Origin of the sequence: Arthrobacter sp. GAS37 (assembly GCF_044908325.1) — a bacterium.
GTDB classification, from domain to species: domain Bacteria; phylum Actinomycetota; class Actinomycetes; order Actinomycetales; family Micrococcaceae; genus Arthrobacter; species Arthrobacter ramosus.
In genome coordinates this window covers 70,916-95,317 of record NZ_JBIYDB010000015.1, presented here as the reverse complement: position 1 = coordinate 95,317, position 24,402 = coordinate 70,916, and the positions used below count along the sequence as shown (strand labels likewise).

Sequence of the window (24,402 nt, the reverse complement as noted above, 5' to 3'; positions counted from 1 at the left end):
CGAATCCAGGACCCGCTGTTGGTCGAAAGACCTACTTGCCGGTGGCGAAGTCGCGCTTTTCCTTGATCTTCGCAGCCTTGCCGCGCAGTGCGCGCATGTAGTAGAGCTTGGCGCGGCGGACGTCACCCTTGGTGACGACCTCGATCTTGTCGATGATCGGGGAGTGCACCGGGAAGGTACGCTCTACGCCGACACCGAACGAGACCTTGCGGACCGTGAAGGTTTCGCGAACGCCGTCACCCTGGCGGCCCAGAACGAAGCCCTGGAAGACCTGGACACGGGAGTTCTTGCCTTCGATGATGTTCACGTGAACCTTGATGGTGTCACCCGCGCGGAACTCGGGAACATCGTTACGCAGCGAAGCTGCATCTACGTTATCGAGGATATGCATTAATCCACTCCTGGTGAACGCCACAGGTCATCCACTTTGGGTCACGGCGGGCAAGCCCGGGGCGCAAGGCCGTCCGGAAATTACCGCCGAAGATTTTCAAGTCCGGTACCACCACTGATTGGCGGTTCCGGGTTGTCAGGCTGTTGGTGACGCTCCCCCTGTGGCAGGCGCGAACCCAGTAGACACAAGGGTTAATTCTGCCACACCCCGGGAGTTCCGGCCAATCCCGCGAATGCGGCCCGGTTGTTGTGGTCGAGCGGTGGATAAAACTGCCCGACGGCGGCGGGCTCAGGCCGGGAGGTCGCTGTCCGGACGGCGCCGCAACCGGCCGTCGACGACGTCGTACCCGAGTTCGCCGAAAGCCGTGCGGTCCGCACGTGTCAGGCGGCCGGCGTCGAACCCTGCGAGAAGGTCCGGGCGGCGCTCCGCCGTGCGGCGGAACTGTTCGTGGCGGCGCCACTGGGCGATCTTGCCGTGGTTGCCGCTCAAAAGGACGGCGGGTACGTCACGATCACGCCATGCCGAGGGTTTCGTGTAGACCGGGTACTCCAGCAAGCCGTCCGAATGGGATTCCTCCACCAACGATTCGGGATTGCCGACGACGCCCGGAAGCAATCGTCCGATGGCCTCGACCATGGCCAGGACTGCGACTTCGCCGCCGTTGAGGACGTAGTCGCCCAAACTGACCGGGCGGACCGTGAAGTGTCCTGCCGCCCATTCCATGACGCGCTCGTCGATGCCTTCATAGCGGCCGCAGGCGAAAACGAGCCGATCTTCCTCGGCGAGCTCATAGGCAAGGGCCTGGGTGAAGCGCTCCCCCGCGGGCGACGGGACGATCAGGACCGGCTTCGTCGTCGGACCGTCCGATGAGCCCTCAGCTTCGGGACTTCCGGCTTCGGCACACGCTCCAGAGGCAATGGATTCCAAGGCCTGGGCCCAGGGCTCGGGCTTCATGACCATGCCCGCACCGCCGCCATACGGAGTGTCGTCCACCGTGCGGTGCTTGTCCGTGGTGAAGGTCCTCAAGTCATGGACATTCAGCTCCAAAAGCCCATCCTGACGGGCCTTGCCTATGAGGGAAAGCTCGAGTGGCGCCAGGTACTCGGGAAAGATACTGACGACGTCGATGCGCATTTAGGCGTCATCCTTGGTTTCAGCGTCGTCCTCTTCCGTGTCGGAGCCGGAAGCGTCGGTGTTCAGTTCGAAGAGGCCCGGCGGAGGCGTGAGCAGCACATAGCCGTCCTCGACGTTGACCTCGGGCACGATCTCTTCGACGAAAGGCACCAGGATTTCCTTGCCGTCGGCGTCTTCAATGACCAGCAGGTCCTGGACGGGCATGGTGTTGAGTGCGGTCACCTTACCTACGACCTGCGAGCCGACATGGACCTCAAGGCCGACGAGCTCGTGCTCGTACCAGCCTTCGTCGTCGTCCTCTTCCAGCTCTTCCGTCTCGATGAACAGCTTCGCGCCGCGGATTTCCTCCGCCTGGTTGCGCGTGGAGATCTCTTCAAAACCGAGCAACAGGATGTCCTTGTTCCACCGGGCGCTGGTGATGGTCAAGGGACCGGCCTTTGCGGGCTCCACCACAAATTCGGTGCCCGGGACAAAACGATCGCCAGGGGCGTCAGTGAGCACCTGGACAGTGACTTCGCCGCGAATTCCGTGGGGCTTGCCGATTCGGGCAACCTGGAGCTGCATGGGGTTCCTCTGATTTCTTCGCTGGACCGGTTTAGGGACCAAGGCTGGGGGTTTGCTCGTAAAACAATCCGGCCCCTCCACCATAATCTGGTGAAGGGGCCCGATTTAAGACAAGTATTGCTGAGCGCGTTACCGGCGACGGTCGGTGTCGACGACGTCGACCCTGACCTGCTCGCCGCCCGCCAATGCCGCAATCACAGTGCGCAAAGCGCGTGCGGTGCGACCCTGGCGACCGATCACCCGTCCGAGGTCGTCCTGGTGAACACGCACCTCGAGGGATTCCCCGCGGCGGTTGTTCTTGGCACTGACCTTGACGTCCTCAGGGCTGTCAACGATCCCACGGACCAAGTGCTCGAGCGCTTCTGCCAGCAACTTACTCAGCCTCGGTGGTCTCTGCTTCAGCGTCAGCGGGAGCTTCAGTTGCTTCCGACTGCTTGGCCTTCTTGGTGATGGCTTCCGGGATGATGACGGAACCCTTCTCCGGTGCAACGAAAGCAGGCTTGGCGACCTTGGTCTTCAGCGTGCCTTCCTGGCCCGGGAGACCCTTGAACTTCTGCCAGTCACCGGTGATCTTGAGGATCGCGGCAACCTGCTCGGTCGGCTGGGCGCCGACGGACAGCCAGTACTGTGCACGCTCGGAGGCGACCTCGATGTACGAGGGCTCTTCGGTGGGGTGGTACTTGCCGATTTCTTCAATCGCACGGCCATCGCGCTTGGCGCGGGAGTCCATGACGACGATGCGGTAGTACGGTGCGCGCATCTTACCGAAGCGCTTAAGGCGAATCTTTACGGCCACTTTTGTGGTCACTCCTGTTTCTGAAACGGGGTTGAGCCCGTCGTTCTGCACCCGTGGGGCGGGCCATACTTGAGGGTTCCAAGGACAAGATGCACACACGGAGAGAGGGGCCGCGCGGATCGAGTACCTGTCCATTGTGCCAGATGGCGGACAGTATTTCGAACGCGCGGCCCGTGCGGCGGGATTACTGCAGGGTTACTGCAGGGTTACTGCTCTGCGGACCAGACGTAGAGACCGGCCCGTTCGGCCTTTTCGACGTCGCTCGCGAGCGCCGCCAACTGTTGGACGTACTGGCGGGACTGTTGGGCATCAAAGGGCATATCCTCTTGGGACGCCCAGCGTTCGGCGACATCGTCGAGGATGCTTCCCTCCCCCTCGGTCTCGTAGCTGAGAAGCTCGGACAGGGCACGCACCATGGCTTCGGGGACGCCCAGCAAGGCGTCGCTGGTGACGTCCACCAATGCGAGCTCATAGTCGGCCCCGGCTGCGTGCACGGCCGTGCCCGCCAGGTCGCCAAGTTGTTCTACTTCGAAATCGCTGATTCCCGGGATCCGTACAGCGGCGCCGGACACGTCACTGCCCTTCTCCAGGGCAGCGGCCCTCTTGAGTGCTTCATCGTGGGTGGCAACAAAGATTTCAGCAAAGCCCATGGAAAGTACTCTCATTCATTCGTGCCAACGGAGCTGCGGCGCGGCGGCCGAAAATGCGCCACGCCGCAGACTCCAGCCTAGCGGACGGCGACCCGCAGCCGGTTGCGCCACGGGTCCTCGAAGCGCAACTCCTGGCCGGTGTGGTGGGAGGCAATGCCGGCAACCTTGAGGCGGTCGGCGAGCGCGCCGACGTCGTCTCCTGACGGCACCTCGATGACAACCTCGCCGAGACCGAGCGTGTCCTTGCGTGGACCTGCGCCGCGACTGTTCCAGACATTCATGGCCATGTGGTGGTGGTAGCCGCCCGCGGAGACGAACAGGGCCTGCCCGTGCCACCCGGCGGTCTGCTCGAAGCCCAAGGTGTCGACGTAGAAATCATGGGCGGTCTGCACATCGCCCACCTGGAGGTGGACATGCCCGACGCCGGCGCCCGCCTCATGCTGGCCTGTCACCGCCGCTTCGTTCAGGTATTGCTGGAGGTAGCGCTGCGGAGGGAGCGGCAGGCTGTCCATGACGACCGAACTGCCATTCCACTCCCAGCCTTCGCGGGGCTTGTCGTAGTAGAGCTCGATGCCGTTGCCCTCAGGGTCGGTGAAGTAGAAGGCCTCGCTGACCAGGTGGTCCGCGCTGCCGACGAAGGCGTGGGGTTCGTACTGCGCGGCCGAGGCAACAGTCGCGGCGAGCGAGGATTGGTCTTCGAAGAGCAAGGCCGTGTGGAAGAGTCCAGCCTCTCCGCGACCCGGGATCTGGAGCCCGGAGGCCGGCGCGAGGTGCACCAACGGCTTGCCGAGCCTGCCGAAGTAGAGTCCGCCGTCCTGTTCGGCGACGACCTCCAGCCCCAGGGCCCGCTGGTAGTAGTCGACCATGAGCTTCATGTCCCCCACTTTGAGCATGACCGTACCCATGGTGAGTTCGGCAGGAAGGAGATCCTGGCTGGATGTGATGGTCATGTGAAACTCCCGGCTTTTTGTGGCGCCGCCCTTCGGCAACCTCTATCTATCTAAATTACTTGAAGCTTCAATTTATTCCTAATGCCCGGCGCTTCCTGAAATATGTCCCCTCAGCACGGTGCATTGCGGATTCAGCACCACCTCAAGTGACGCACGGGGATCGTTTGCGTAGAGCACGACGTCGGCACTGGCACCTTCGCTGATGCCGTCGGCACCCAGCCACTCGCGTGCGGACCAGCAGGCGGCGTCGAGGGCGGCGGCCGCCGGAATGCCCGCGCGGTGCAGTTCCAGGATTTCCTCGCCGATCCGGCCGTGCTTGATGACGCTGCCGGCGTCGGTCCCGGCGTACACCCGCACCCCGGCGTCGAATGCCTCGGCGACGCGTTCATGCCTGCGCTCCCACAATCTGGTCATGTGCGCGGCGTAAGGCGGGAACTTCGCTTCCGCCTGCTTCGCGATGTCCGGAAAAGTCGCAATGTTGATGAGCGTGGGGACGATCGGCACACCCTGTTCCAGCAGCCTGGGGATATGGTGCGGCAACAGACCGGTGGCGTGCTCGATGCAGTCGATGCCGGCGTCGAGCATGTCGTCGATAGTCCCTTCGGCGAAGCAATGAGCAGTCACCCTGGCTCCCTCCTCGTGTGCCGCGGTGACCGCGTCCTTGACGATGGCGGCCGGAAAGGACGGGCCAAGATCCCCTGCCGAGCGGTCGATCCAGTCCCCTACGATCTTGACCCAGCCGTCTCCGGACCGTGCCTGCTTGCGCACGGCCTCCACGAGATCCTCGGGCTCGACTTCTTCGGCCAGTCCGGGGATGTACCGGCGTTGCCTAGCGATGTGCCTGCCCGCGCGGATGATCCTCGGCATGTCCGTCCGGCGCTGCAGCCAGCGCGTGTCGCTTGCGGATCCTGCGTCGCGGATCAAGAGGGTCCCGGCGTTCCGGTCCGCCGTTGCCTGCAGTCGGGCAGTCTCGTCGTCCACCGCTCCGCCCCTCCCCAAACCAACATGACAGTGCGCGTCGACAAGGCCGGGCAGCACCCATCCGTCCAGGACGACGTCCGGCGCGGCAGCAGGCCGCAGAAAGGTCAGCCGTCCGTCGACCGACCAGAGGCCGCGCCGTTCCTCTTCCGGCCCGGTGAGGACGGCGCCGCTGAACTCGATGATTTCCGCCATGATTCCACCCTAGTTCCCGGGGCCGTTGCCGGCCCGGTCACATCTGTCCTCGGTCACATCTCTCCCAAGCACCCACAGCTGTGGTAGCTTCGTCTACGACCACACGGGGGCCCTTGCAAGGGCTGAGATCGGGCTGACGCAGCCTGCGACCGTTGAACCTGTCCGGGTAATGCCGGCGAAGGAAGTGAGTAATCCTTTGAGCACCAAAGAAACACAGCTGAGCCCTACCCAAAACGGATCGGCGCAAGAGGTGACACATTCCCTCAAGTCCCATTCCCTCGCGTTCCTGGAAGATGCAGAGACGGGAATCCGGGTTCCAGTGACTGAAATCGCCTTGGAACCGTCCCCAAACGGCGAGGCCAACGCGCCTTTCCAGGTGTACCGCACCGCGGGGCCCGGCAGTGACCCTGTGATTGGCCTGGAGCCGTTCCGGAGCGAGTGGATCGAAGCCCGCGGCGATACCGAGGCATACAGCGGCCGCGAACGGAACCTGCTGGACGACGGCAAGTCGGCCGTGCGCCGCGGCGCCGCCTCCGCAGAGTGGAAGGGCGCACAGCCGGTGCCCCGCCGCGCCGTCGAAGGCAAGACCGTGACACAGATGCACTATGCCAAGCAGGGCATCGTGACGCCCGAAATGCGGTTCGTGGCACTTCGCGAGAACTGCGATGTCGAACTTGTCCGCAGCGAAGTCGCCGCCGGCCGTGCCATCATTCCCAACAACATCAACCACCCCGAATCCGAACCGATGATCATCGGCAAGGCCTTCCTCGTGAAGATCAACGCCAACATCGGCAACTCGGCCGTCACCAGTTCCATCGCCGAAGAAGTGGACAAGCTGCAGTGGGCCACGCAATGGGGCGCGGACACGGTCATGGACCTGTCCACGGGCGACGACATCCACACCACCCGCGAATGGATCATCCGCAACTCGCCCGTCCCGATCGGCACCGTGCCCATCTACCAGGCCCTCGAGAAGGTCAACGGCGAAGCCAACAAGCTCACCTGGGAAATCTTCCGCGACACCGTCATTGAACAGTGCGAGCAGGGCGTGGACTACATGACCATCCACGCCGGCGTGTTGCTGCGGTACGTGCCGCTCACCGCGAACCGCGTGACGGGCATCGTTTCCCGTGGCGGCTCCATCATGGCCGGCTGGTGCCTGGCGCACCATGAGGAAAACTTCCTCTACACCCACTTCGACGAACTCTGCGAAATCTTCGCCAAGTACGACGTCGCGTTCTCGCTCGGCGACGGCTTGCGCCCGGGAGCGACGGCGGACGCCAACGACGCCGCACAGTTCGCCGAGCTCGACACGCTCGCGGAGCTCACGAAGCGGGCGTGGAAGTACGACGTGCAGGTCATGGTGGAGGGCCCCGGGCACATCCCGTTCCACCTCGTCCGCGAGAACGTCGAGCGGCAGCAGGAACTGTGCGACGGCGCACCGTTCTACACCTTGGGCCCCCTCGTCACCGACGTTGCTCCGGGCTACGACCACATCACCTCGGCCATCGGCGCCACGGAGATCGCACGCTACGGAACCGCGATGCTCTGCTACGTCACCCCGAAGGAACACCTGGGCCTGCCAAACAAGGACGACGTCAAGACCGGCGTGATCACGTACAAAATCGCCGCCCACGCCGCGGACCTTGCCAAGGGACACCCCGGCGCCCACGAACGCGACGATGCCCTGTCCAAGGCCCGCTTCGAGTTCCGCTGGCGTGACCAGTTCGCACTGTCGTTGGATCCGGTCACGGCCGAAGCGTTCCACGATGAGACGCTCCCGGCAGAACCAGCCAAGACGGCGCATTTCTGCTCTATGTGCGGACCGAAATTCTGCTCCATGCGGATCAGCCAGGACATCCGCGACGAATACGGCTCCGCGGATTCCCAAGCGGCCATCGCCGAAATGTACAGCGGGATGCGCGAAAAGAGCGAGGAGTTCCTCGCATCCGGGGGCAAGGTCTACCTGCCCGAGCTCGAGGTTCCCGCACGAAAACGTGAGGCGAAGTCAGGAAGCCTGAACTAATCAGGAAGCCTGGACTGATCCGGCACGGCTGACATCCGCAATGAAGGACCGGATCATCCGGTCTCCTTCAACTGAGTCATGAGGCCGGTGTCCTCCAGCCGCAACGCGGTGGAGGGCACCGGTTTCCTGCAAATAGCCCGCGATTTCTTCGTACAGGGGTTCCCAACCACCGGTCAGGACAAGCGTGGGGACTCCCGGCACAATATGCAGGGGTGCTTCCCATGGCGGAGCCTGGAGCCGCAGGCGTCGAGCGGTGCGCCGGGCCTCCGGGGTACTGAGGACGGCCGCCTCGGAAGAAAACGCCCTGCGGACGAATTCGCGTTGGTAATCGTCATCGCTGAGTTCGTGGCGGATCCGGAACAACGGCTCCATGAGTGCCCGGTAAGCCGCGGTGGCGGGCAACTCGGCCGTCAATGAAAGACAAGCCGGTTCCACCAACACGAGGGACCGGACCAGGTCCGGCCGCTCCACCGCGGCCAACATCGCGGAAATCGCGCCCTGGGAGTGCGCTACGACATGGCCTCCCCGTGCGGGGCCGGAAGCTGACGCGGCCTCCCGTCCCCCGAGGCACTCCAGGATAATGTCCACATCGGCCGCAACATCGGATTCCAAAGGCTCGGCCTGCGCATCAAAGCCGTGGCGTTTCAGGAACAGTGCATCGTACGCCAGCCCCATGCCGTGCTGTTTCGGCCAAGCGGCAGCGCCGAATGTGCCTGCTCCGTGGACAAACACAACGCGCTGCTTTTGCATTCCCCCAGCCTATGGCACGGGGCTGACAACCCAACTAATCCCCACCGCCACCCTCGCCTCGCAAGCTCGGCCAGGGAACCCCGGCGGCGTGGGCCCCGGCAGTTAATGCCGTTCTGAGCCATCAAAACGACATCTACTGCTTGCCAGTTGGGTGGGACGGCTACTTGCCGCCGAGGAACTTGTCGAAGCCCTTGGGCAGGTTCAGCTGCGAGGGATCGAAGTCGCCGCCGGCCTGGCCGAATGCCGCGCCGGTGGGAACGGCTTTCGCCCGCTTGTTCTCGGCGTCGCGCAGTTCCTGGGCCGCCTTGGCGGGGTTTCCGGAACGGGGCTTCTTCTTGGGCGCGTTTTTGCCCGCCTTGCGGGAACCGCCGCCGAGGCCGGGCATGCCAGGCATCCCGGGCATGCCGCCGCCCTGGGCCAGCTTCTTCATCATCTTCTGGGCTTGCGCGAAACGCTCCAGGAGGCCGTTGACCTCGGAGACGTGGACACCGGAACCACGGGCGATGCGGGCGCGACGGGAACCGTTGATGATCTTCGGAGCCAAACGCTCGTGCGGGGTCATGGAGCGGACAATCGCCTCCACGCGATCGATTTCGCGCTCGTCGAACTGCTCCAGCTGCTGGCGGATGTTCTGCGCACCCGGCATCATCATGAGCATCTTCTTCATGGAGCCCATGTTGCGGATCTGCTGCATCTGGGCGAGGAAGTCGTCCAGGGTGAAGTCTTCCTGGTCGGCGAACTTCTTCGCCATCCGGGCCGCTTCATCCTTGTCCCAGTTCTTCTCGGCCTGCTCGATCAGGGTGAGAACGTCACCCATATCGAGGATGCGGGAAGCCATGCGGTCCGGGTGGAACAGTTCGAAGTCGTCGAGGCCTTCGCCGGTGGACGCGAACATGACCGGTTTTCCAGTCACAGACGCGACCGAGAGGGCGGCACCACCGCGGGCGTCGCCGTCGAGCTTTGACAGCACGACACCCGTGAAGTTGACGCCTTCATCGAAGGCAACAGCCGTGTTGACGGCGTCCTGGCCGATCATGGAGTCGATCACGAACAGCACTTCGTTCGGGATGATCGCCTGGCGGATGCGTCGCGCCTGGTCCATCATTTCGGCGTCGACGCCGAGGCGTCCCGCGGTGTCCACGATCACGACGTCGTGCAGCTTCTGGCGGGCTTCGTCGACGCCGGAGCGTGCGACGGCGACCGGGTCGCCGGTGGGAACATCCAGATCCGAGGTGGTGCCCGGGTGCGGCGCGAACACGGGAACACCGGCGCGTTCGCCGACAATCTGGAGCTGCGTCACGGCGTTGGGACGCTGGAGGTCGGCGGCAACCAGCACGGGGCTGTGGCCTTGGGCCTTGAGCCACTTGGCAAGCTTGCCCGCAAGGGTGGTCTTACCCGCACCCTGCAAGCCGGCGAGCATGATGATGGTGGGGCCGGTCTTCGCCAAGCGGATACGACGGGTCTCGCCGCCGAGGATCTCCTGGAGCTCCTCGTTGACGATCTTCACGATCTGCTGGCTCGGGTTCAGGGCTGCGGAAACCTCGGCGCCCAGGGCACGTTCGCGGACGCGGCCGGTGAACTCGCGGACCACGGGAACGGCAACGTCGGCGTCCAAAAGGGCGCGCCGGATCTCCCGGACGGTGGCATCGACGTCGGCCTCGGTGAGGCGGCCCTTGCCACGGAGATTCTTGAAGGTTGCTGTCAACCGGTCAGAGAGTGAATTGAACACGCGCCGTGCACTTCTTTCAATGGTCTACGAATGGCGGCCGTTCCGACGCACCAATATCTTGACGATTCCTGCCCCAAACAAATCTGACTCAACTGAGGGACTCGACTATCTAGGGTACCAAGACGCGCCTGCAAGATGGCATGCTGGCACAGTGACCAGCAAAACAAGAGTAAATACGTTGCTCATCCTAGGCGCCTCCGGAGATCTGACGGGCCGATTGCTGTTGCCGGGCCTTGCCAGGCTCGTGGCGAATGGCCTCGCAGACGGCCTGAAGCTTGTCGGAGCCGGCTCCGACCCGTGGACGCCGCAGCAGTGGACCAAACGTGTGGGTGGTGCCTTCGAGGATGCCGCCAACGGTGCAGGTGCCGCGGGCAGGAAAGCAATCGCGGCCCTGGAGAAAAGTACCGAATACCATCAATTGGACGTCACGGCGGATGGCCAGCTCGCGACGCTCCTGGCCGGGCTCGAAGCACCAATCGCCGTCTATTTCGCTTTGCCCCCGCACATCAGCCAGAAGGCCTGCGAGGTCCTCACCGCCCAGCAGCTTCCCCCCGGAACAAGCCTGGTGATGGAGAAACCCTTCGGATCCGGTTCCGAATCCGCCCGGGAACTCAACAAGACCCTCGCCGCTTTGGTCCCGGAAGACCACATCCACCGCGTGGACCACTTCCTTGGCAAGGCCACCGTGTTCAACATCCTGGGCCTGCGCTTCGCCAACAGCTTCCTGGAGCCGGTGTGGAACCGGGATCACATCGAGAAGGTGGAGATCATCTTCGACGAAGACCTCGCACTCGAGGGGCGTGCGCGCTACTACGACGGAGCCGGCGCCCTCAAGGACATGATCCAGAGCCATTTGCTCCACATCATGGCGCTGCTGGCCATCGATGCCCCCTCCAGCATCGGCGAGCGCGATCTCCGCGACGCGATTTCCACGGTGCTGCGTGCGAGCAGCATCACCGCACCCTACAAGAAGTCCACCCGACGTGCGCGGTACACGGCCGGCCGGATCGGCGACCGGGACGTGCCGGACTATGTCGCGGAAGCGGGCGTGGACCCGGCCCGGGAAACGGAGACACTCGCAGAAGTCGAAGTGGGAATCGACACGTGGCGCTGGAAAGGCGTCCCCTTCATCCTGCGCTCGGGAAAGGCGCTCGGTGCCGCGCGGAAAGAGGCCATCGTCACCTTCCGGCCCGTTCCACACCTGCCGTCCGGATTCGAGGGCGTGGACTCCCCCAACCAGCTGCGCATCGGGTTCGGTCCTGACACTCTGCAGCTCGACGTCGACGTCAACGGTCCCGGAAACATCTTCACGCTCAATCGCGTGACGCTGAACGCGGAATTGAATGCTTCCGATCTGCTGCCTTACGGAGAAGTATTGGAGGGCATCATTACCGGCGATCCCCTGCTCTCAGTCCGCGGCGACACCGCAGTCGACTGCTGGCGGATCATCGAGCCCGTGATCAAGGCCTGGGCCAAGGATTCCGTGCCGCTCGAAAAGTACGACGCCGGCGGCCCCGGTCCCGCGGACTGGCCCACCGCCGTCGGGGGCTAGCCAGCCGGCCGCACTCCTTCGGAAGCTCACACGCAAGAGGGGCCGGGTACCTTCCAGGTTCCCGGCCCCTCCTTTGCGTTGGTGCCTTAGATGGCTGCTGCGCCTCGCTCGCCCGTGCGCACACGAACGGCTTCGTAGACCTCTACGGTCCAGACTTTGCCGTCACCGGCACGGCCGGTGTTGGAGGAAGCAATCAGGACATCGAGGATGTCGTCTGCCTGCTCATCCGTGGCCAGGACCTCCACGCGGATCTTGGGAAGCAGATCCACGTTGTACTCGGCCCCGCGGTACACCTCGGTGTAACCGCGCTGCCGGCCGTAGCCGCTGGCCGCGCTGACCGTCAGTCCCTGTACCCCGTATGCTTCGAGCCCCTCGCGGATGGCGTCGAGCTTCTCCGGGCGGACGATCGCCGTGATGAGTTTCATGCCTGGACACTCTCCTTGCCTGATACGGATGCTTCTTCAGCTACTTCGGACGATACCTTGCCGGTGATGAGGTCGTGAAGGGGCTGGAAGCTTCCGCCGTGGCCGCCGACGCCGAACTCGTATGCCGTTTCGGCGTGCAGGCTGAGGTCTGCACCGGCGATCTCCTGGCGTTCGGAGATGCGGAAGCCCATGAGCTTGTGGATCGGGTAGGCGATGATGAATGTCATGACGCCGGTGAAGACGATCGAGCAGAGCGCCGCCAGGGACTGTGCGACCAGCTGGGTCGTACCGCCGCCGTAGAACAGGCCTGCGGGACCCTGGGTCGGAGTGGCGAGGAAGCCGATGGCCACGGTGCCGATGATGCCGGACACGAGGTGGACGCCGACGACATCGAGCGAATCGTCGTAGCCAAGCTTGAACTTGAGGCCAACCGCGAGGGCCGAGGCAACGCCGGCAGCAACACCGAGGGCGATGGCGCCGAGCGGGGAAACGTTCGCACAAGCCGGCGTGATGGCAACCAGGCCGGCGACGACGCCCGATGCCGCACCAAGCGAGGTGGGGTGGCCGTCGCGGATGCGCTCAACGATAAGCCAGCCGAGCATGGCGGCTGCCGGCGCGACGAGAGTGTTGATCCAGATCAGGCCAGCCTGCTGCACGTTGGCCGCAGCACCCGCGTTGAAGCCGAACCAGCCGAACCAGAGGATGGCTGCGCCGAGCATGACCAGGGGCACGTTGTGCGGGCGGTGGTTCGGGTCCTTGCCGAAGCCTTTGCGGTTGCCGATGATCAGGACGAGAATGAGGCCGGCTACACCGGCGTTGATGTGCACCACGGTGCCACCGGCGAAGTCGATGACGGGAGCGAAGGTTTGGCCGAACCAGCCGGTTGCCGAGAAGAGGCCCCCACCCCAGACCATGTAGGCCAAGGGCGCGTAGACGAGGGTGGCCCAGATCGGGGTGAACAACGTCCATGCCGAGAACTTGGCGCGGTCCGCGATGGCACCGGAGATGAGCGCGACAGTGATGATCGCGAAGGTTGCGGCGTATCCGACGTGGAGGAGGTCTGCCGGATCCGTGAAGTTGTGCAAGCCGAAGTGGCTGAACGGGTTCGCGAAGAGCTCGAAGAAGTTGTCCGTGTTGCTCGTGGACATCGATGCGCCCCACAAGACCCAGACGATGGTCACTGTGCCGATGGCGATGAAGCTCATCATCATCATGTTCAAGGCGGCCTTGGCACGGGTCATGCCGCCATAGAAGAATGCCAGGCCCGGGGTCATGAACAGCACGAATGCTGATGCGACCAGGAGCCAAACGAGACCGGCGGTGAAGTCCATGTCTACGTCCTCTCTGCTTTTAGATGCGGGCTGAGCCGCCTGTCCCAACGCATTTGCGTTCTATGTAAGAGTTTTGCGGGGCAGTGTTTCACCTGCGAAGGTTTTAGATTGCGGGGCTGTTACAAGAACTTCTCGAACGTAAATGGTGCATATCGCCCTTGTTACGGATATGTTTCGTCAGTTCCACTTTCCCCGCGTTCCCACTACCCAGAGGACCCCGACACCATGACCGCAAGCCCCGAATCCCCCGCCAATCAAGGGGCGAGGGCCGCGAAGGCCGCAATGCCGCGGGACATCAAGGTGATGTTGGCGGCGGCGTTCCTGATTGCACTGGGTTTTGGCCTCGTGGCGCCCGTGCTCCCGCAGTTCGCCACGACTTTCGACGTCGGAGCAACGGCAGCCGCGGTGATCGTGAGTATTTTCGCCTTCATGCGCCTGGTGTTCGCACCGGCCGGGGGTGCCCTGATGGGCCGCTTCGGCGAGCGTCCCGTGTACATCGCAGGGTTGCTGATTGTGGCGGCGTCGACGGCGGCCTGCGCGTTCGCCCAGAACTATTGGCAGCTGCTGGTCTTCCGGGGCCTTGGCGGAGCCGGTTCCGTGATGTTCACCGTTGCAGCGATGGGCCTGTTAATCAGGCTCGCCCCTCCGGAAAGCCGTGGACGGGTGTCCGGCGCGTACGCCTCCGCCTTCCTGATCGGCAGCGTCCTGGGGCCCGTGGTTGGCGGGCTGCTGGCCGGGTTCGGCCTGCGCGTCCCGTTCCTCGCCTACGCGGCAGCCCTGGTCCTGGCGGCCTTGGTTGTACGCACGCAGCTCACGGGAAGTTCAAAGGCAGCGAAGCAAGGTGGCGCGGCGGGCGCGGCAATGCGCATGAAGGAGGCCCTGGGCGATTCTGCCTACAGGGCCGCCCTCTTCTCCAGTTTCAGCAATGGCTGGGCGACCTTCGGCGTGCGCATGGCCACTGTGCCATTGTTTGCGGTGGTTGTCCTGGCCGGAGGACCGGCCTCGGCGGGTTGGGCGCTGGCCGTATTTGCAGGCGGAAACGCGCTGGCGCTGACCTTCTCCGGCCGCATGGCTGACCGTTTCGGCCGCAAGCCCATGATGCTGCTGGGCTTGGTCGTCACCGGCCTGGCCACCGCCACCATCGGCTTGACGGGCAATCTTCCCGCGTTTTTCGCGGCGTCTGCCGCGGCCGGCTTCGGCTCCGGCTTGCTGAACCCGGCCCAGCAGGCTGCCGTCGGGGACATCATCGGTCGTGGCCGCTCCGGCGGCAAGGTGCTGGCGGTTTTCCAGATGGCCTCCGACGCCGGAGCCATCGTGGGCCCAGTCCTGGTCGGCCTCCTGGCCGATGGACTTGGCTACGGCTGGGCATTCGGCGCAACCGGCGGCATCCTCGTGCTCGCCGCCGTCGGCTGGTCCGCGGCACGCGAGCCAATGCAGCGCGGCGCGGAAAGCGTCGACTCCCCCAACTGAGTCGCAGTTAATGTCGCTTTCAGGGCTGAAAACGACATTAACTGCGAGTCAGTTGGGCAAGATGCGGCTAATTCAGCAGGGCGTCGACGAACGCTTCGGCCTCGAACGGCGCGAGGTCGTCCGGGCCTTCGCCGAGGCCAACGAGCTTGACCGGCACGCCGAGGGCCTTTTGGATCGCGACGACGATCCCGCCCTTCGCGGTGCCGTCGAGCTTAGTGAGCACGATTCCCGTGATGTTGACTACTTCGGAGAAGACCTTGGCCTGGTTCAGGCCGTTCTGGCCGGTGGTCGCGTCCAGTACCAGCAGGACTTCGTCCACTTCGGCCAGTTTCTCGATGACGCGCTTGACCTTGCTGAGCTCGTCCATGAGGCCGACCTTGTTCTGCAGGCGGCCGGCGGTGTCGATCATGACGACATCCACTTCCTGCTCAATGCCGGCCTTGACGGCTTCATAGGCGACAGAAGCCGGGTCCGCGCCGTCGACGTGCGACCTGACGGTTGCGACGCCGACACGCTGGCCCCACGTGGCGAGCTGCTCCGCAGCCGCTGCCCGGAAGGTGTCGGCTGCGCCCAGCAGGACGTCCTTGTCTTCGGCGACGAGAACGCGCGCCAGCTTGCCGACGGTGGTGGTCTTGCCGACCCCGTTGACCCCGACGACGATCATGATGGCCGGGTGGGCTCCCTTGCGTTCCACGTTCAGGCTGCGGTCCATCGTGGGGTCCACGAGCTTGATGAGTTCCTCGCGCAGGAGTGCCTTGACGTCCTCTAGACTGCGGGTGCCTTGCACTTTTACCCGTGCACGCAAAGCATCGACCAGCTGCATAGTGGGCTCGGTGCCGAGGTCGGCAAGGAGCAGCGTTTCTTCGACTTCGTCCCAGACGTTTTCGTCGATCTTGTCGCTCGAAAGCAGGGCCAGGAGTCCCTTGCCGAGAATGCTGTTGGATTTGACCAGTCGCGCCCGAAGCCGGTTAAGGCGGCCCTCGACAGGCGCGGGGGTCTCCACCTGGATAAGTTCCAGTCCCGCGGCGTCGTCCGGAACGTCGGTCTCCGGTACAGCAAGCTCGGCGGGTTCGACGACGGGTCCGGGCGCCGTGCGATCCGGCGCGGTCCCGGGGGCGTCGTCGACGATCGTTCCGCCGCCTGCCGGCGCCTTGTCAGCGGGGTCGTTGGCGTCGCGCGTTCCAGCATAAGTCGAGGAAGACTTCCGCGCCTTGAGCAGGACAGGAATCAGCCCTCCGACCACCACGATGGCAGCGACAATGGACAAAATAATGGGGAGGAGATCGTTCACTCCCCTAGCTTCTCACAAAGCTAGACCTCGGCACCGAGCCTCTGGCTGATGACGGTGGACACGCCGTCGCCCCGCATTGTCACTCCGTAGAGGGCGTCCGCGACTTCCATGGTCCGCTTCTGGTGCGTAATGACAATCAGCTGGCTGGACTCGCGCAGCTCTTCGAAAATCGTGATGAGCCTGCCCAGGTTCGTATCGTCCAACGCGGCTTCCACTTCATCCATGACGTAGAACGGCGAAGGCCGCGCCTTGAAAATCGCCACGAGCAACGCGACAGCCGTCAGCGACCGTTCGCCACCGGAAAGCAAGGACAACCGCTTGATCTTCTTGCCGGCAGGCCTTGCCTCCACCTCAATGCCGGTGGTCAGCATGTCATCGGGGTCCGTCAGCACCAATTTGCCTTCCCCACCGGGGAAGAGCCGCGCAAAGACGTGGTCGAACTGCTTGGAGGTATCGGCGAAGGCCTCGGCAAAGACCTGCTGGACGCGGTTGTCCACTTCCTTGATAATGTCCAAAAGGTCTTTGCGACTGGATTTGAGGTCTTCCAGCTGCGTGCTCAGGAATTGGTGGCGTTCTTCAAGTGCGGCAAATTCCTCCAGCGCCAAGGGGTTCACTTTGCCAAGGGCGGCGAGGTCCCGTTCGGCCTTGCGGAGCCGTTTCTCCTGCTCGGCCCGGACAAAGGGAACACCCTCGAGAATGGTGTTTCCGTCCTCGTCCACCGGTGCACGAAGTTCGGCCCACTTGTCCACGGTAGCGGCAGGCACGGGAACGGGCTGCTCCGGACCGAAGTCAGCCACGAGTTGTTCCGCGGACAGGCCGAGCTCCTCGATGGCGCGGGTCTCCAACGCTTCGATCCTGAGCCTTTGCTGGGCTCGCGCGAGTTCGTCGCGGTGGACGGAATCCGTCAGTCCCGCCAGCTCCTGGGCCAATGTCTCGTTACTGCTCCGGATATCGCCGAGTTCCTTTTCGCGCTGCTCCCGGACGGCCTCGGCGAGGTCGCGGGCGCGGGCGGCCAGGTCCACTGACACGTCAACGAAACGCACAGCCTGTTCGACGGCGGAAGCGACGGCGGAGGCCCGCCCGGCTTGGGCTTTGCGCCGCATGGCCCGGCGCGCAGCTTCCTCGCGTGCCCGCCGTTCGCTCGCGGCGGCCCGTTCCAGGGATGCGGCCCGGTTAGCGGTTGCGGCGAGCTGTTCCTCGGCACTCCGCAAGCCCAGCCTGACCTCCATCTCACGGGACCGGGCTTCGCTGGCAGCCCTGGCCAAGGCATCGCGGTGCTCCGTGGAAGGCTCTTCCTCCTGGGGGGCTTCTTCTGCCGCGGCCAGCCGTTCCGCGGCAAGCTCAAGGGATTCCTCTGCCACGGCGATGTTCAGTTCGGCCTTGGCCAGGGACTCCGCCATTCGATCGCGTTCCGCGACGGCGCTGCGCAACTGGGAATTCAGGTGGCCAAGCCGTTCCGCGACGGCAGCCAGGCGGGCATCCGAGTCGTGGAGTTCGTCCAGCGCCGCGTTCGCCCGTTCCTGGGCATCGGCCCGGCGTGCTTCGGCTCCAGCCAGGGCGAACTTTCCCCGCTCGAGACGAGTGGTGAGCTCCAGGAGCCGGGTGTCGGCGTCGTCCACTGCGGCTTGGACTTCAAGGAGCGACGGTGCCGTGGCCGATCCGCCGTCCACCGTCAGGGCCCTGAAGACGTCGCCTTCGCGGGTCACCGCAGTGAGCGTCGGGTTGCCGGCAATGAGGCTTGCCGCCGCGTGCAAGTCGTCGACGACGGCGGTGGACGCCAGGAGTGTCCTTGCGCCACCCGCTTCGCGGGCGTCAGTCGCCACCAACTCGGCAGCCCAGCGCGCACCGTCAGGCAGCGTCGGCAACTCCTGCAGGCCAAGCTCCGGACCCGCTGCGGGTACCGCGCCCGCCACCAAAAGTGAGGCGCGTCCGGCGTCGGCGTCCTTCAACAGCTGCATCGCGGCAACGGCCCCGGCACTGTCCGCCACCACGACGGCGTCGGAAGCACTGCCAAGTGCCGCGGCCACGGCCGTCTCATACCCGGGCTCCACCGTCAGGAGGGAAGCAAGCGAACCCAGGACTCCGGGGTGGTCCGAGGACAGAAGCCGCGACGAGCCATCCTTGCGGTTGAGTCCAAGCTGCAAAGCATCGCGGCGGGCGGTGAGCGCATCGCGTTCGCGGACTTCATCGCGTTCGGCAGCTTTCAACGCGTCGATCTCGGCGTTGATCTCGTCAAGAAGGGCGCTGGCGTCCTCGTATTCGGCGTCGAGGCTTTCCTCGCCGTCTTCGACGCCGGCCACTTGTGACTCGAGGGCCGTAAACTCACTTTGCGCGTGTCGGCGGCGTTCGTCACCGGCTGCCAGCGAGTCCCTGAGCCTGCCCCGCTCAGCCTCGGCTGCCTCGGCCCGGGAGCGTGCGGCAGCCAATTGACCTACGAGTTTCGCGAGGCCTTCACGGCGATCGGCGGCTGCCCGCAACACGGCCGTCAGGCGTTTGTCCTCGGCCGCGGCCAGGTTCTCGGCTTCCTGTTTGGCTGCCGTGGACTCGAGGAGCACGGCTTGCTTGGCCAGGATGTCGTGCTCCAGCTCCGACTGTTCCTGCCGGACCCGGGCGGCCTGCCGGTCCAGGTGGTCCGGGTCGCGGCCTGAATCCGGGGCAGCATCGGAGGCACCAAGGAGGCGGCGACGCTCGGTCGCGAGGGATCCCAGGGCGCGAAGCCGGTCCCTGGTTGCTGACAGCTGGTACCAATTGTCCCTGGCGGCGTTGAGCCTGGGTGTGGCCTCGGCCGCGAGTTGCTCAAGACGGATCTGGCGTTGGCGGCCTGCGCCGAGCTCCGCTTCGACCACCTCGCGGCGCTCTTTCAACGCGGCTTCATCGGCGACGTCCTTTTCCAACGCCCGGGTGAGCTGGAGGAGATCATCGGCCAACAGCCTGGACTTGGCGTCACGAACGTCGAACTGCACCGTCTGGGCGCGGCGGGCGACTTCGGCCTGTTTACCCAGCGGTGTGAGTTGACGACGGATTTCCGCCGTGAGGTCACCAAGGCGTTGCAGGTTCGCCTGCATGGCTTCCAGCTTGCGGACAGTCTTTTCCTTGCGACGCCGGTGCTTGAGGATGCCTGCGGCTTCTTCAATGAATCCCCTGCGGTCCTCGGGGGTGGCCTGCAGGACACGGTCCAGCTGTCCCTGCCCCACAATCACGTGCATTTCCCGGCCCAGGCCCGAATCCGAGAGCAATTCCTGAATGTCGAGGAGGCGGCATGGCGAGCCGTTGATGGCATACTCGGATCCGCCGGTCCGAAACAGCGTGCGGGAAATGGTGACTTCGCTGTATTCGATCGGCAGGGCGCCGTCGGCGTTGTCGATCGTCAGGGCAACGTGCGCGCGGCCCAGAGGGGGCCGCCCCGATGTGCCGGCGAAGATGACGTCTTCCATTTTGCCGCCGCGCAGGGTCTTGGCACCTTGTTCGCCCATGACCCAGGCCAACGCGTCAACCACATTGGACTTGCCCGAACCGTTGGGGCCGACAACGGCGGTGACGCCCGGCTCGAAGTCGAACGTCGTGGCCGACGCGAACGACTTGAATCCCCGGACAGTCAAACTTTTCAGATGCAAGGTGTTTCGGATCTCCTGAGTGGCTGATTTCCCGTTCTCAATCTACTGCCCGACGGCGGAAATCCCCGGATTTGCGGGGCATACCCGCGAATCCGTGCTACCAGCGGCCGTTGCGCGGCTTCGGCTGGCAGATGGGGCAAGTGTACGAGGAGCGGTTCATGAATTGCTCGCGTTTGATCACACTCGGAAGTCCAACAGCGGAACAACGCCTGCACGGCTCGCCCGCCCGGCCATAGGCATCCAAGGACCGGGCGAAGTATCCCGAAGCTCCGTTGACATTGACGTAAAGCGAATCGAAGCTCGTCCCACCGGCCGCGAGGGCGTCGCTCATGACTTCCTTCGCGGCGTCGACGAGCCTCACGGCATCGGCCCGCTTGAGGGTGTCTGTCGGCTTGGCATAGTGGAGTTTGGCCCGCCAGAGGGCTTCATCGGCGTAGATGTTGCCTATCCCGGAGATGACGCCCTGATCCAACAGGGCACGCTTGAGCCCTGTCTTCCGGGCTTTGACCTTGCGGTAGAACTCGTCAAAAGAAAAGTGCGGATCCAGCGGATCGCGGGCGATATGCGAGGCTTCTTCGGCAATTTCCGGAAGGGGCGTCTCGCCCTGGCCGCCGGGACCGCCGTCGGACGTCGGTACAAGGGACGTGACAAACAGTCCGCCGAAGATCCGTTGGTCCACAAACCGCAACTCCTCGGGCATGCCGTCGGAACTGCTGAGGCGGAGACGGACTTTGAGGTGCTTCTCATCGGGAACCCCGGGGTCCTGCATGAGGAGCTGTCCGCTCATGCCAAGGTGCGCCATCAGCGCGACGCCGGGCATCGCCTCGGCGGTACCGCCAGTGCTGCGGGTTTCCTCGGTCCGCAAGGGCATCCACAGGAACTTACCCCGGCGGACGACATCCAAAACGGTGGAGTGCTCAAGGTTGCCGATAAAGTCTTCCGTGCCCAACGCGTGGCGGCGGATGGAACGGGCGTCCAGGACCTCCACGGAGGTAATGGTCCGGCCACGCACCCAACGTGCCAGGCCGCGGCGGACCACTTCGACTTCGGGCAGTTCCGGCATGTGGAATCAGGCGCTGTGCGCAGGATCAGCCGGAGAGTCGGCCTTGCTGTTCAGCGTGACCTTGCTGTTAAGGATGCGCCACGCATCCGCGGCGGCTTCCTGCTCGGCTTCCTTTTTGGAGTGACCCGTGCCTTTGCCGTAGGCGGTGCCGCCGATCTGGAGCACTGCCTCAAAGCTGCGCGCGTGGTCCGGTCCTGAGCCTTCGACGGCATAGTAGATGGACCCGAGCTGCCGGCTCGCGGCAAGCTCCTGCATGCTGGTCTTCCAGTCGGTGCCGGCCCCAAGGGCTGCGGCGTCCTTCAGCAAGGGACCAACGAGCCGCATGACGAGTTGCCGCGCGGTCTCAATGTCATTGGAAAGATAGGTGGCGCCAATAAGCGCTTCCATGGTGTCCGCAAGAATCGAAGACTTGTTCTTACCGTCGGTGAGCCTTTCGCCCTGCCCGAGGTAGATGAACTCGCCGATGCCGAGATCCCGGCCGATACCCGCCAGTGCGCGGGTGCTGACGACGGCGGAGCGTCGCTTCGCGAGTTCGCCTTCCGGCAGTGCCGGGTTGTCGCGGTAGAGCGAATCGGTCACGGAGAAGCCCAGGATGGAGTCGCCCAGGAATTCGAGGCGCTCATTGGTGGGAATCCCGCCATTTTCATACGCGTATGAACGATGTGTCAGAGCAAGACGAAGCGTCTCGGCGTCAATGGAGACACCGAGACGCTTCAGAAGCTCTTCAGTTGAAGACATCCTTGTCAGCCTTGTGGCGGATTTAGACGTCTGCGACCTTGCGGCCCTTGTATTCAAGGAACAGCGCAGTCCCGGCAGAGTCGGTTACGACCTTTGCCTGGTGCGGCAGGCTGTAAACAACCTGTCCGTTTTCGATGGTCTTGACCAAGTTGGGGGCAGTTGCCTTCCACTGGGCACGGCGGGCGCGTGTATTTGCGCGAGACATTTTCCGCTTGGGAACAGCCACGGCTATCTCATTTCTCTTTTAGTCAACACTTACTAATCAGTTTGCCGGTCGGTCTTAGCCAGTTCAGCTAGGGCAGCCCAGCGAGGATCCAGATCCTCGTGGTGGTGCCCCGGCTCGTCTTCCAGACGCACTCCGCAGATTGAGCAAAGGCCCTGGCAGTCTTCCCGGCACACCGGCTGGAACGGCAGCATGGTTACAACCGCGTCCCGCAACACCGGTTCAAGATCGATTAGATCGTGCTCGACTCGACGTTGCTCTTCATCGTCTTCTTCGTCCGAAAGCTCGACGCCCTCATAGAAGAAAAGTTCTTGCACATTGACCTCAAGGTCATACGCAAGGGGATCCAGGCATCGTCCGCATTCGCCCTTGACTTCAGCGAATACGGTTCCAGATACCAGAATTCCTTCGTGTACGGCCTCAAGCCTCAGGTCGAGCTCGATATCCGAGCCTTCCTGAACGCCAATGAGTGCCACGCCAAGGTCACTTGGCGCGGGTACATGTTCCGTGAGCGTCCGCATGCTTCCTGGACTACGTCCGAGGTCCTTGACGTCCAGCGTCAAAGGCGAACTTGCATCTCGCTTAATGAGAACTCCTGTAGAACATATGACCGACGTACCATCTTAGCCTGAACGCGCGAGCGGACTCAAACCGGGCCAATTACAACGCGTTCTGCCCGAGGTACCGATCCAGCTTACCCGTTGCGGGGCTACTCCGCTGCCGACCCGCCAGCGAGGAGCCTCTTGAGCACCGATTTAGGCACGAAATCGGAGACATCTCCGCCCAGGAGGGAGATTTCCTTGATGAGCGTGGAGGACAAATGCAGGTAGTGGGCCTCCGCCGGAAGAAAGACAGTCTCGACACCGGACAATTGGCGGTTCATGGTGGCCATGGGAAGTTCGTAGTCAAAATCCGAGGATGAGCGCAGGCCCTTCACGATGGCCGAAATTCCCCGGTGCCTGCAGTATTCGGCCAGCAGTCCCTCGCCCATGGGCTCCACAATGATGCCCCGCAAGGAAGCAAGGGTCTGCCGGGCCATTTCCATGCGTTCTTCCAGGCTGAAGCGGTACTTCTTCGCGTAATTGGTGGACACCGCGACGACGACTTCATCGAACAAGCCGGCGGCCCTTGCGATGACTTCCAGATGTCCGTTGTGGATGGGGTCGAAGGAGCCAGGGCACACTGCGCGTCTCATGGTTCGAACCTACCGCATCCGGGGCCGCGGGCACTATGGCGATACCATGGCTGAAACGGCGGGCCGGACGAGCCGGAAGCCAGCACCCAGGAAGGCAGCCCCACAGTGACGAGCCCGGCCTCTCTCAGCCAGAACACGTCTGTCGCCCCTTGGCAACGGGCCGCCAGCGGAGCCAACCTGCTTTCGGCCGACGGCAGCCTCGGAGTGACCATCTTCGAAGAGATGACCACCCTGGCAATATCCACCGGTGCCATCAACCTGGGCCAAGGATTCCCGGACGAGGACGGCCCGGCGGAAATCAAGGCAGCAGCGCAGGCAGCCATCACGGCCGGAGCCAACCAGTACGCGCCTGGCAAAGGCATCCCCGAACTTCGCGAGGCCATCGCCGCACACCAGGAACGCTTCTACGGACTGACCCCGGACCCGCAGACCGAGGTCATTGTGACTACCGGGGCCACCGAAGCCATCGCAGCCTCATTGCTCGCATTCATCGAACCCGGCGACGAGGTGCTGACCTTCGAGCCCTTCTACGACTCTTATGGCGCCATCATCGGACTCGCCGGGGCCAAGCACGTGACCGCTCCCCTGCTGGCGCCGGACTTCCTTCCGGACGTGGATGCCATGGAATCGGCATTCAGTGAGCGCACGAAGGTTGTGCTCCTCAACAACCCGCACAATCCCACGGGCGCGGTCTTCCCTCGCGAGGTGCTGGAACGCGTCGTCGAGCTCGCCCGGAAATACGATGCCGTGATCCTCAGCGATGAAGTCTACGAGCACCTTACCTTCGGTGTGCAGCACCTTCCGGTCGCCAGCATCCCCGGAGCGGCCGAACGAAGTGTCACGATTTCCTCGGCCGGAAAGACGTTCTCGTTCACCGGCTGGAAGATCGGCTGGCTCAGCGGACCGGCCCACCTTGTGGCGGCGATCCGCACAGTCAAACAATTCCTCAGCTACAGTTCCGGCACCCCCTTCCAAAGCGCGATCGCGGTAGGCCTTGCCCTTCCCGATGAGTTCTACACCGGCATCGCGTCCACTCTCCAGCACAAGCGGGACATCCTGGCCGAGGGACTGCGGGCCGCCGGCTTCGGCGTCTACACGCCCCAGGGAACATACTTCATCAACGTGGACACCGCGCCCCTCGGCATCAGCGACTCCGTGGACTTGGCACGAAGGCTGCCGGGGCTCGTGGGAGTGGCTGCCATCCCCGTTCCCGTGTTTTGCCACCCGGAAGGCGCGGAAAGGACGCGCAGCCTTCTCCGATTCGCGTTCTGCAAGAAGACCGAAGTGCTGGAAGAAGCGGCCGCCAGGCTGGCCACCCTGCGGGACAAGCTCTGACT

23 protein-coding genes and 1 riboswitch are annotated in these 24,402 nt (G+C 63.9%); of the genes, 4 read left to right on the top strand and 19 right to left on the bottom strand.

Annotation, left to right across the window (positions count from 1 at the left end; translation table 11 throughout):
* Positions 1 to 31: 31 nt before the first annotated feature.
* The 8 genes from rplS to ABH924_RS13760 all read right to left on the bottom strand — a co-directional run bounded on the left by rplS (position 32) and on the right by ABH924_RS13760 (position 5,658).
* On the bottom strand, positions 32 to 391 hold the full coding sequence (gene rplS / locus ABH924_RS13795; RefSeq protein ID WP_234752061.1) for a 50S ribosomal protein L19: 360 nt from the start codon (positions 389 to 391) through the stop codon (positions 32 to 34).
* A gap of 288 nt (positions 392 to 679) precedes the next feature.
* Positions 680 to 1,525, bottom strand: a complete 846-nt coding sequence (trmD, locus tag ABH924_RS13790) for a tRNA (guanosine(37)-N1)-methyltransferase TrmD (RefSeq protein WP_404499591.1) — start codon at positions 1,523 to 1,525, stop codon at positions 680 to 682.
* Positions 1,526 to 2,089, bottom strand: coding sequence for a ribosome maturation factor RimM (gene rimM / locus ABH924_RS13785; RefSeq protein WP_404499589.1), 564 nt, complete (start codon positions 2,087 to 2,089; stop codon positions 1,526 to 1,528).
* A 129-nt stretch (positions 2,090 to 2,218) separates the two neighbouring features.
* Positions 2,219 to 2,461, bottom strand: coding sequence for an RNA-binding protein (locus ABH924_RS13780; protein ID WP_028267532.1), 243 nt, complete (start codon positions 2,459 to 2,461; stop codon positions 2,219 to 2,221).
* 1 nt (position 2,462) lies between these two features.
* Entirely contained in the window at positions 2,463 to 2,885 is a 423-nt protein-coding gene (gene rpsP, locus ABH924_RS13775; RefSeq protein WP_234752296.1) for a 30S ribosomal protein S16, read from the bottom strand.
* Between the two features lie 206 nt (positions 2,886 to 3,091).
* Positions 3,092 to 3,535: a hypothetical protein gene (locus ABH924_RS13770; protein WP_234752054.1), complete on the bottom strand. Its 444-nt coding sequence runs from the start codon at positions 3,533 to 3,535 to the stop codon at positions 3,092 to 3,094.
* Positions 3,536 to 3,612: 77 nt separating this feature from the next.
* A complete protein-coding gene (locus tag ABH924_RS13765; RefSeq protein WP_404499587.1) occupies positions 3,613 to 4,485 on the bottom strand; it encodes a VOC family protein in 873 nt (290 codons plus the stop codon).
* A gap of 78 nt (positions 4,486 to 4,563) precedes the next feature.
* Complete coding sequence (locus ABH924_RS13760) at positions 4,564 to 5,658, bottom strand: amidohydrolase family protein (protein ID WP_404499585.1); 1,095 nt, start codon at positions 5,656 to 5,658, stop codon at positions 4,564 to 4,566.
* 93 nt (positions 5,659 to 5,751) lie between these two features.
* A riboswitch (TPP riboswitch) is annotated at positions 5,752 to 5,859 on the top strand.
* Here ABH924_RS13760 and thiC point away from each other — a divergent pair.
* Positions 5,855 to 7,684 (top strand): phosphomethylpyrimidine synthase ThiC, encoded by a 1,830-nt coding sequence (thiC, locus tag ABH924_RS13755; protein ID WP_404499583.1) that lies wholly within the window; start codon positions 5,855 to 5,857, stop codon positions 7,682 to 7,684. It overlaps the preceding riboswitch by 5 nt.
* Here the strand turns inward: thiC and ABH924_RS13750 are convergent, their stop codons facing one another.
* Both ABH924_RS13750 and ffh read right to left on the bottom strand, forming a co-directional pair.
* The gene (locus ABH924_RS13750) at positions 7,685 to 8,434 is read right to left on the bottom strand and encodes an alpha/beta hydrolase (RefSeq protein WP_404499582.1); all 750 of its coding nucleotides are present in this window, start codon (positions 8,432 to 8,434) and stop codon (positions 7,685 to 7,687) included.
* 160 nt (positions 8,435 to 8,594) lie between these two features.
* Positions 8,595 to 10,163 (bottom strand): signal recognition particle protein, encoded by a 1,569-nt coding sequence (gene ffh, locus ABH924_RS13745; RefSeq protein ID WP_404499580.1) that lies wholly within the window; start codon positions 10,161 to 10,163, stop codon positions 8,595 to 8,597.
* A gap of 151 nt (positions 10,164 to 10,314) precedes the next feature.
* Here ffh and ABH924_RS13740 point away from each other — a divergent pair, with 151 nt between their 5' ends.
* Positions 10,315 to 11,715, top strand: a complete 1,401-nt coding sequence (locus tag ABH924_RS13740) for a glucose-6-phosphate dehydrogenase (RefSeq protein ID WP_234752035.1) — start codon at positions 10,315 to 10,317, stop codon at positions 11,713 to 11,715.
* An 86-nt stretch (positions 11,716 to 11,801) separates the two neighbouring features.
* Here ABH924_RS13740 and ABH924_RS13735 read toward each other — a convergent pair whose 3' ends face one another.
* A complete protein-coding gene (locus ABH924_RS13735) occupies positions 11,802 to 12,140 on the bottom strand; it encodes a P-II family nitrogen regulator (protein ID WP_234752030.1) in 339 nt (112 codons plus the stop codon).
* Positions 12,137 to 13,471, bottom strand: coding sequence for an ammonium transporter (locus ABH924_RS13730; RefSeq protein ID WP_234752028.1), 1,335 nt, complete (start codon positions 13,469 to 13,471; stop codon positions 12,137 to 12,139). The genes ABH924_RS13735 and ABH924_RS13730 overlap by 4 nt, the downstream gene beginning before the upstream one ends.
* Positions 13,472 to 13,696: 225 nt before the next feature.
* On the opposite strand from ABH924_RS13730, the gene ABH924_RS13725 reads away from it, so the two are divergent.
* Positions 13,697 to 14,941 (top strand): MFS transporter, encoded by a 1,245-nt coding sequence (locus tag ABH924_RS13725; RefSeq protein WP_404499577.1) that lies wholly within the window; start codon positions 13,697 to 13,699, stop codon positions 14,939 to 14,941.
* 67 nt (positions 14,942 to 15,008) lie between these two features.
* Here ABH924_RS13725 and ftsY read toward each other — a convergent pair whose 3' ends face one another.
* The 7 genes from ftsY to coaD all read right to left on the bottom strand — a co-directional run bounded on the left by ftsY (position 15,009) and on the right by coaD (position 23,065).
* Positions 15,009 to 16,232, bottom strand: coding sequence for a signal recognition particle-docking protein FtsY (gene ftsY, locus ABH924_RS13720; protein ID WP_404499575.1), 1,224 nt, complete (start codon positions 16,230 to 16,232; stop codon positions 15,009 to 15,011).
* Between the two features lie 20 nt (positions 16,233 to 16,252).
* Entirely contained in the window at positions 16,253 to 19,846 is a 3,594-nt protein-coding gene (gene smc, locus ABH924_RS13715) for a chromosome segregation protein SMC (protein ID WP_404499573.1), read from the bottom strand.
* A gap of 97 nt (positions 19,847 to 19,943) precedes the next feature.
* Entirely contained in the window at positions 19,944 to 20,909 is a 966-nt protein-coding gene (gene mutM, locus ABH924_RS13710) for a bifunctional DNA-formamidopyrimidine glycosylase/DNA-(apurinic or apyrimidinic site) lyase (protein ID WP_404499571.1), read from the bottom strand.
* A 6-nt stretch (positions 20,910 to 20,915) separates the two neighbouring features.
* Positions 20,916 to 21,647 (bottom strand): ribonuclease III, encoded by a 732-nt coding sequence (gene rnc, locus ABH924_RS13705; RefSeq protein WP_404499569.1) that lies wholly within the window; start codon positions 21,645 to 21,647, stop codon positions 20,916 to 20,918.
* A 22-nt stretch (positions 21,648 to 21,669) separates the two neighbouring features.
* Positions 21,670 to 21,873: a 50S ribosomal protein L32 gene (rpmF, locus tag ABH924_RS13700; RefSeq protein WP_028264646.1), complete on the bottom strand. Its 204-nt coding sequence runs from the start codon at positions 21,871 to 21,873 to the stop codon at positions 21,670 to 21,672.
* A 32-nt stretch (positions 21,874 to 21,905) separates the two neighbouring features.
* Positions 21,906 to 22,433: a DUF177 domain-containing protein gene (locus ABH924_RS13695; RefSeq protein WP_059387665.1), complete on the bottom strand. Its 528-nt coding sequence runs from the start codon at positions 22,431 to 22,433 to the stop codon at positions 21,906 to 21,908.
* A gap of 146 nt (positions 22,434 to 22,579) precedes the next feature.
* Positions 22,580 to 23,065, bottom strand: a complete 486-nt coding sequence (gene coaD / locus ABH924_RS13690) for a pantetheine-phosphate adenylyltransferase (protein WP_404499567.1) — start codon at positions 23,063 to 23,065, stop codon at positions 22,580 to 22,582.
* Between the two features lie 105 nt (positions 23,066 to 23,170).
* On the opposite strand from coaD, the gene ABH924_RS13685 reads away from it, so the two are divergent.
* Entirely contained in the window at positions 23,171 to 24,400 is a 1,230-nt protein-coding gene (locus ABH924_RS13685; protein WP_404499565.1) for an aminotransferase class I/II-fold pyridoxal phosphate-dependent enzyme, read from the top strand.
* The last annotated feature ends 2 nt before the right edge of the window (positions 24,401 to 24,402 follow it).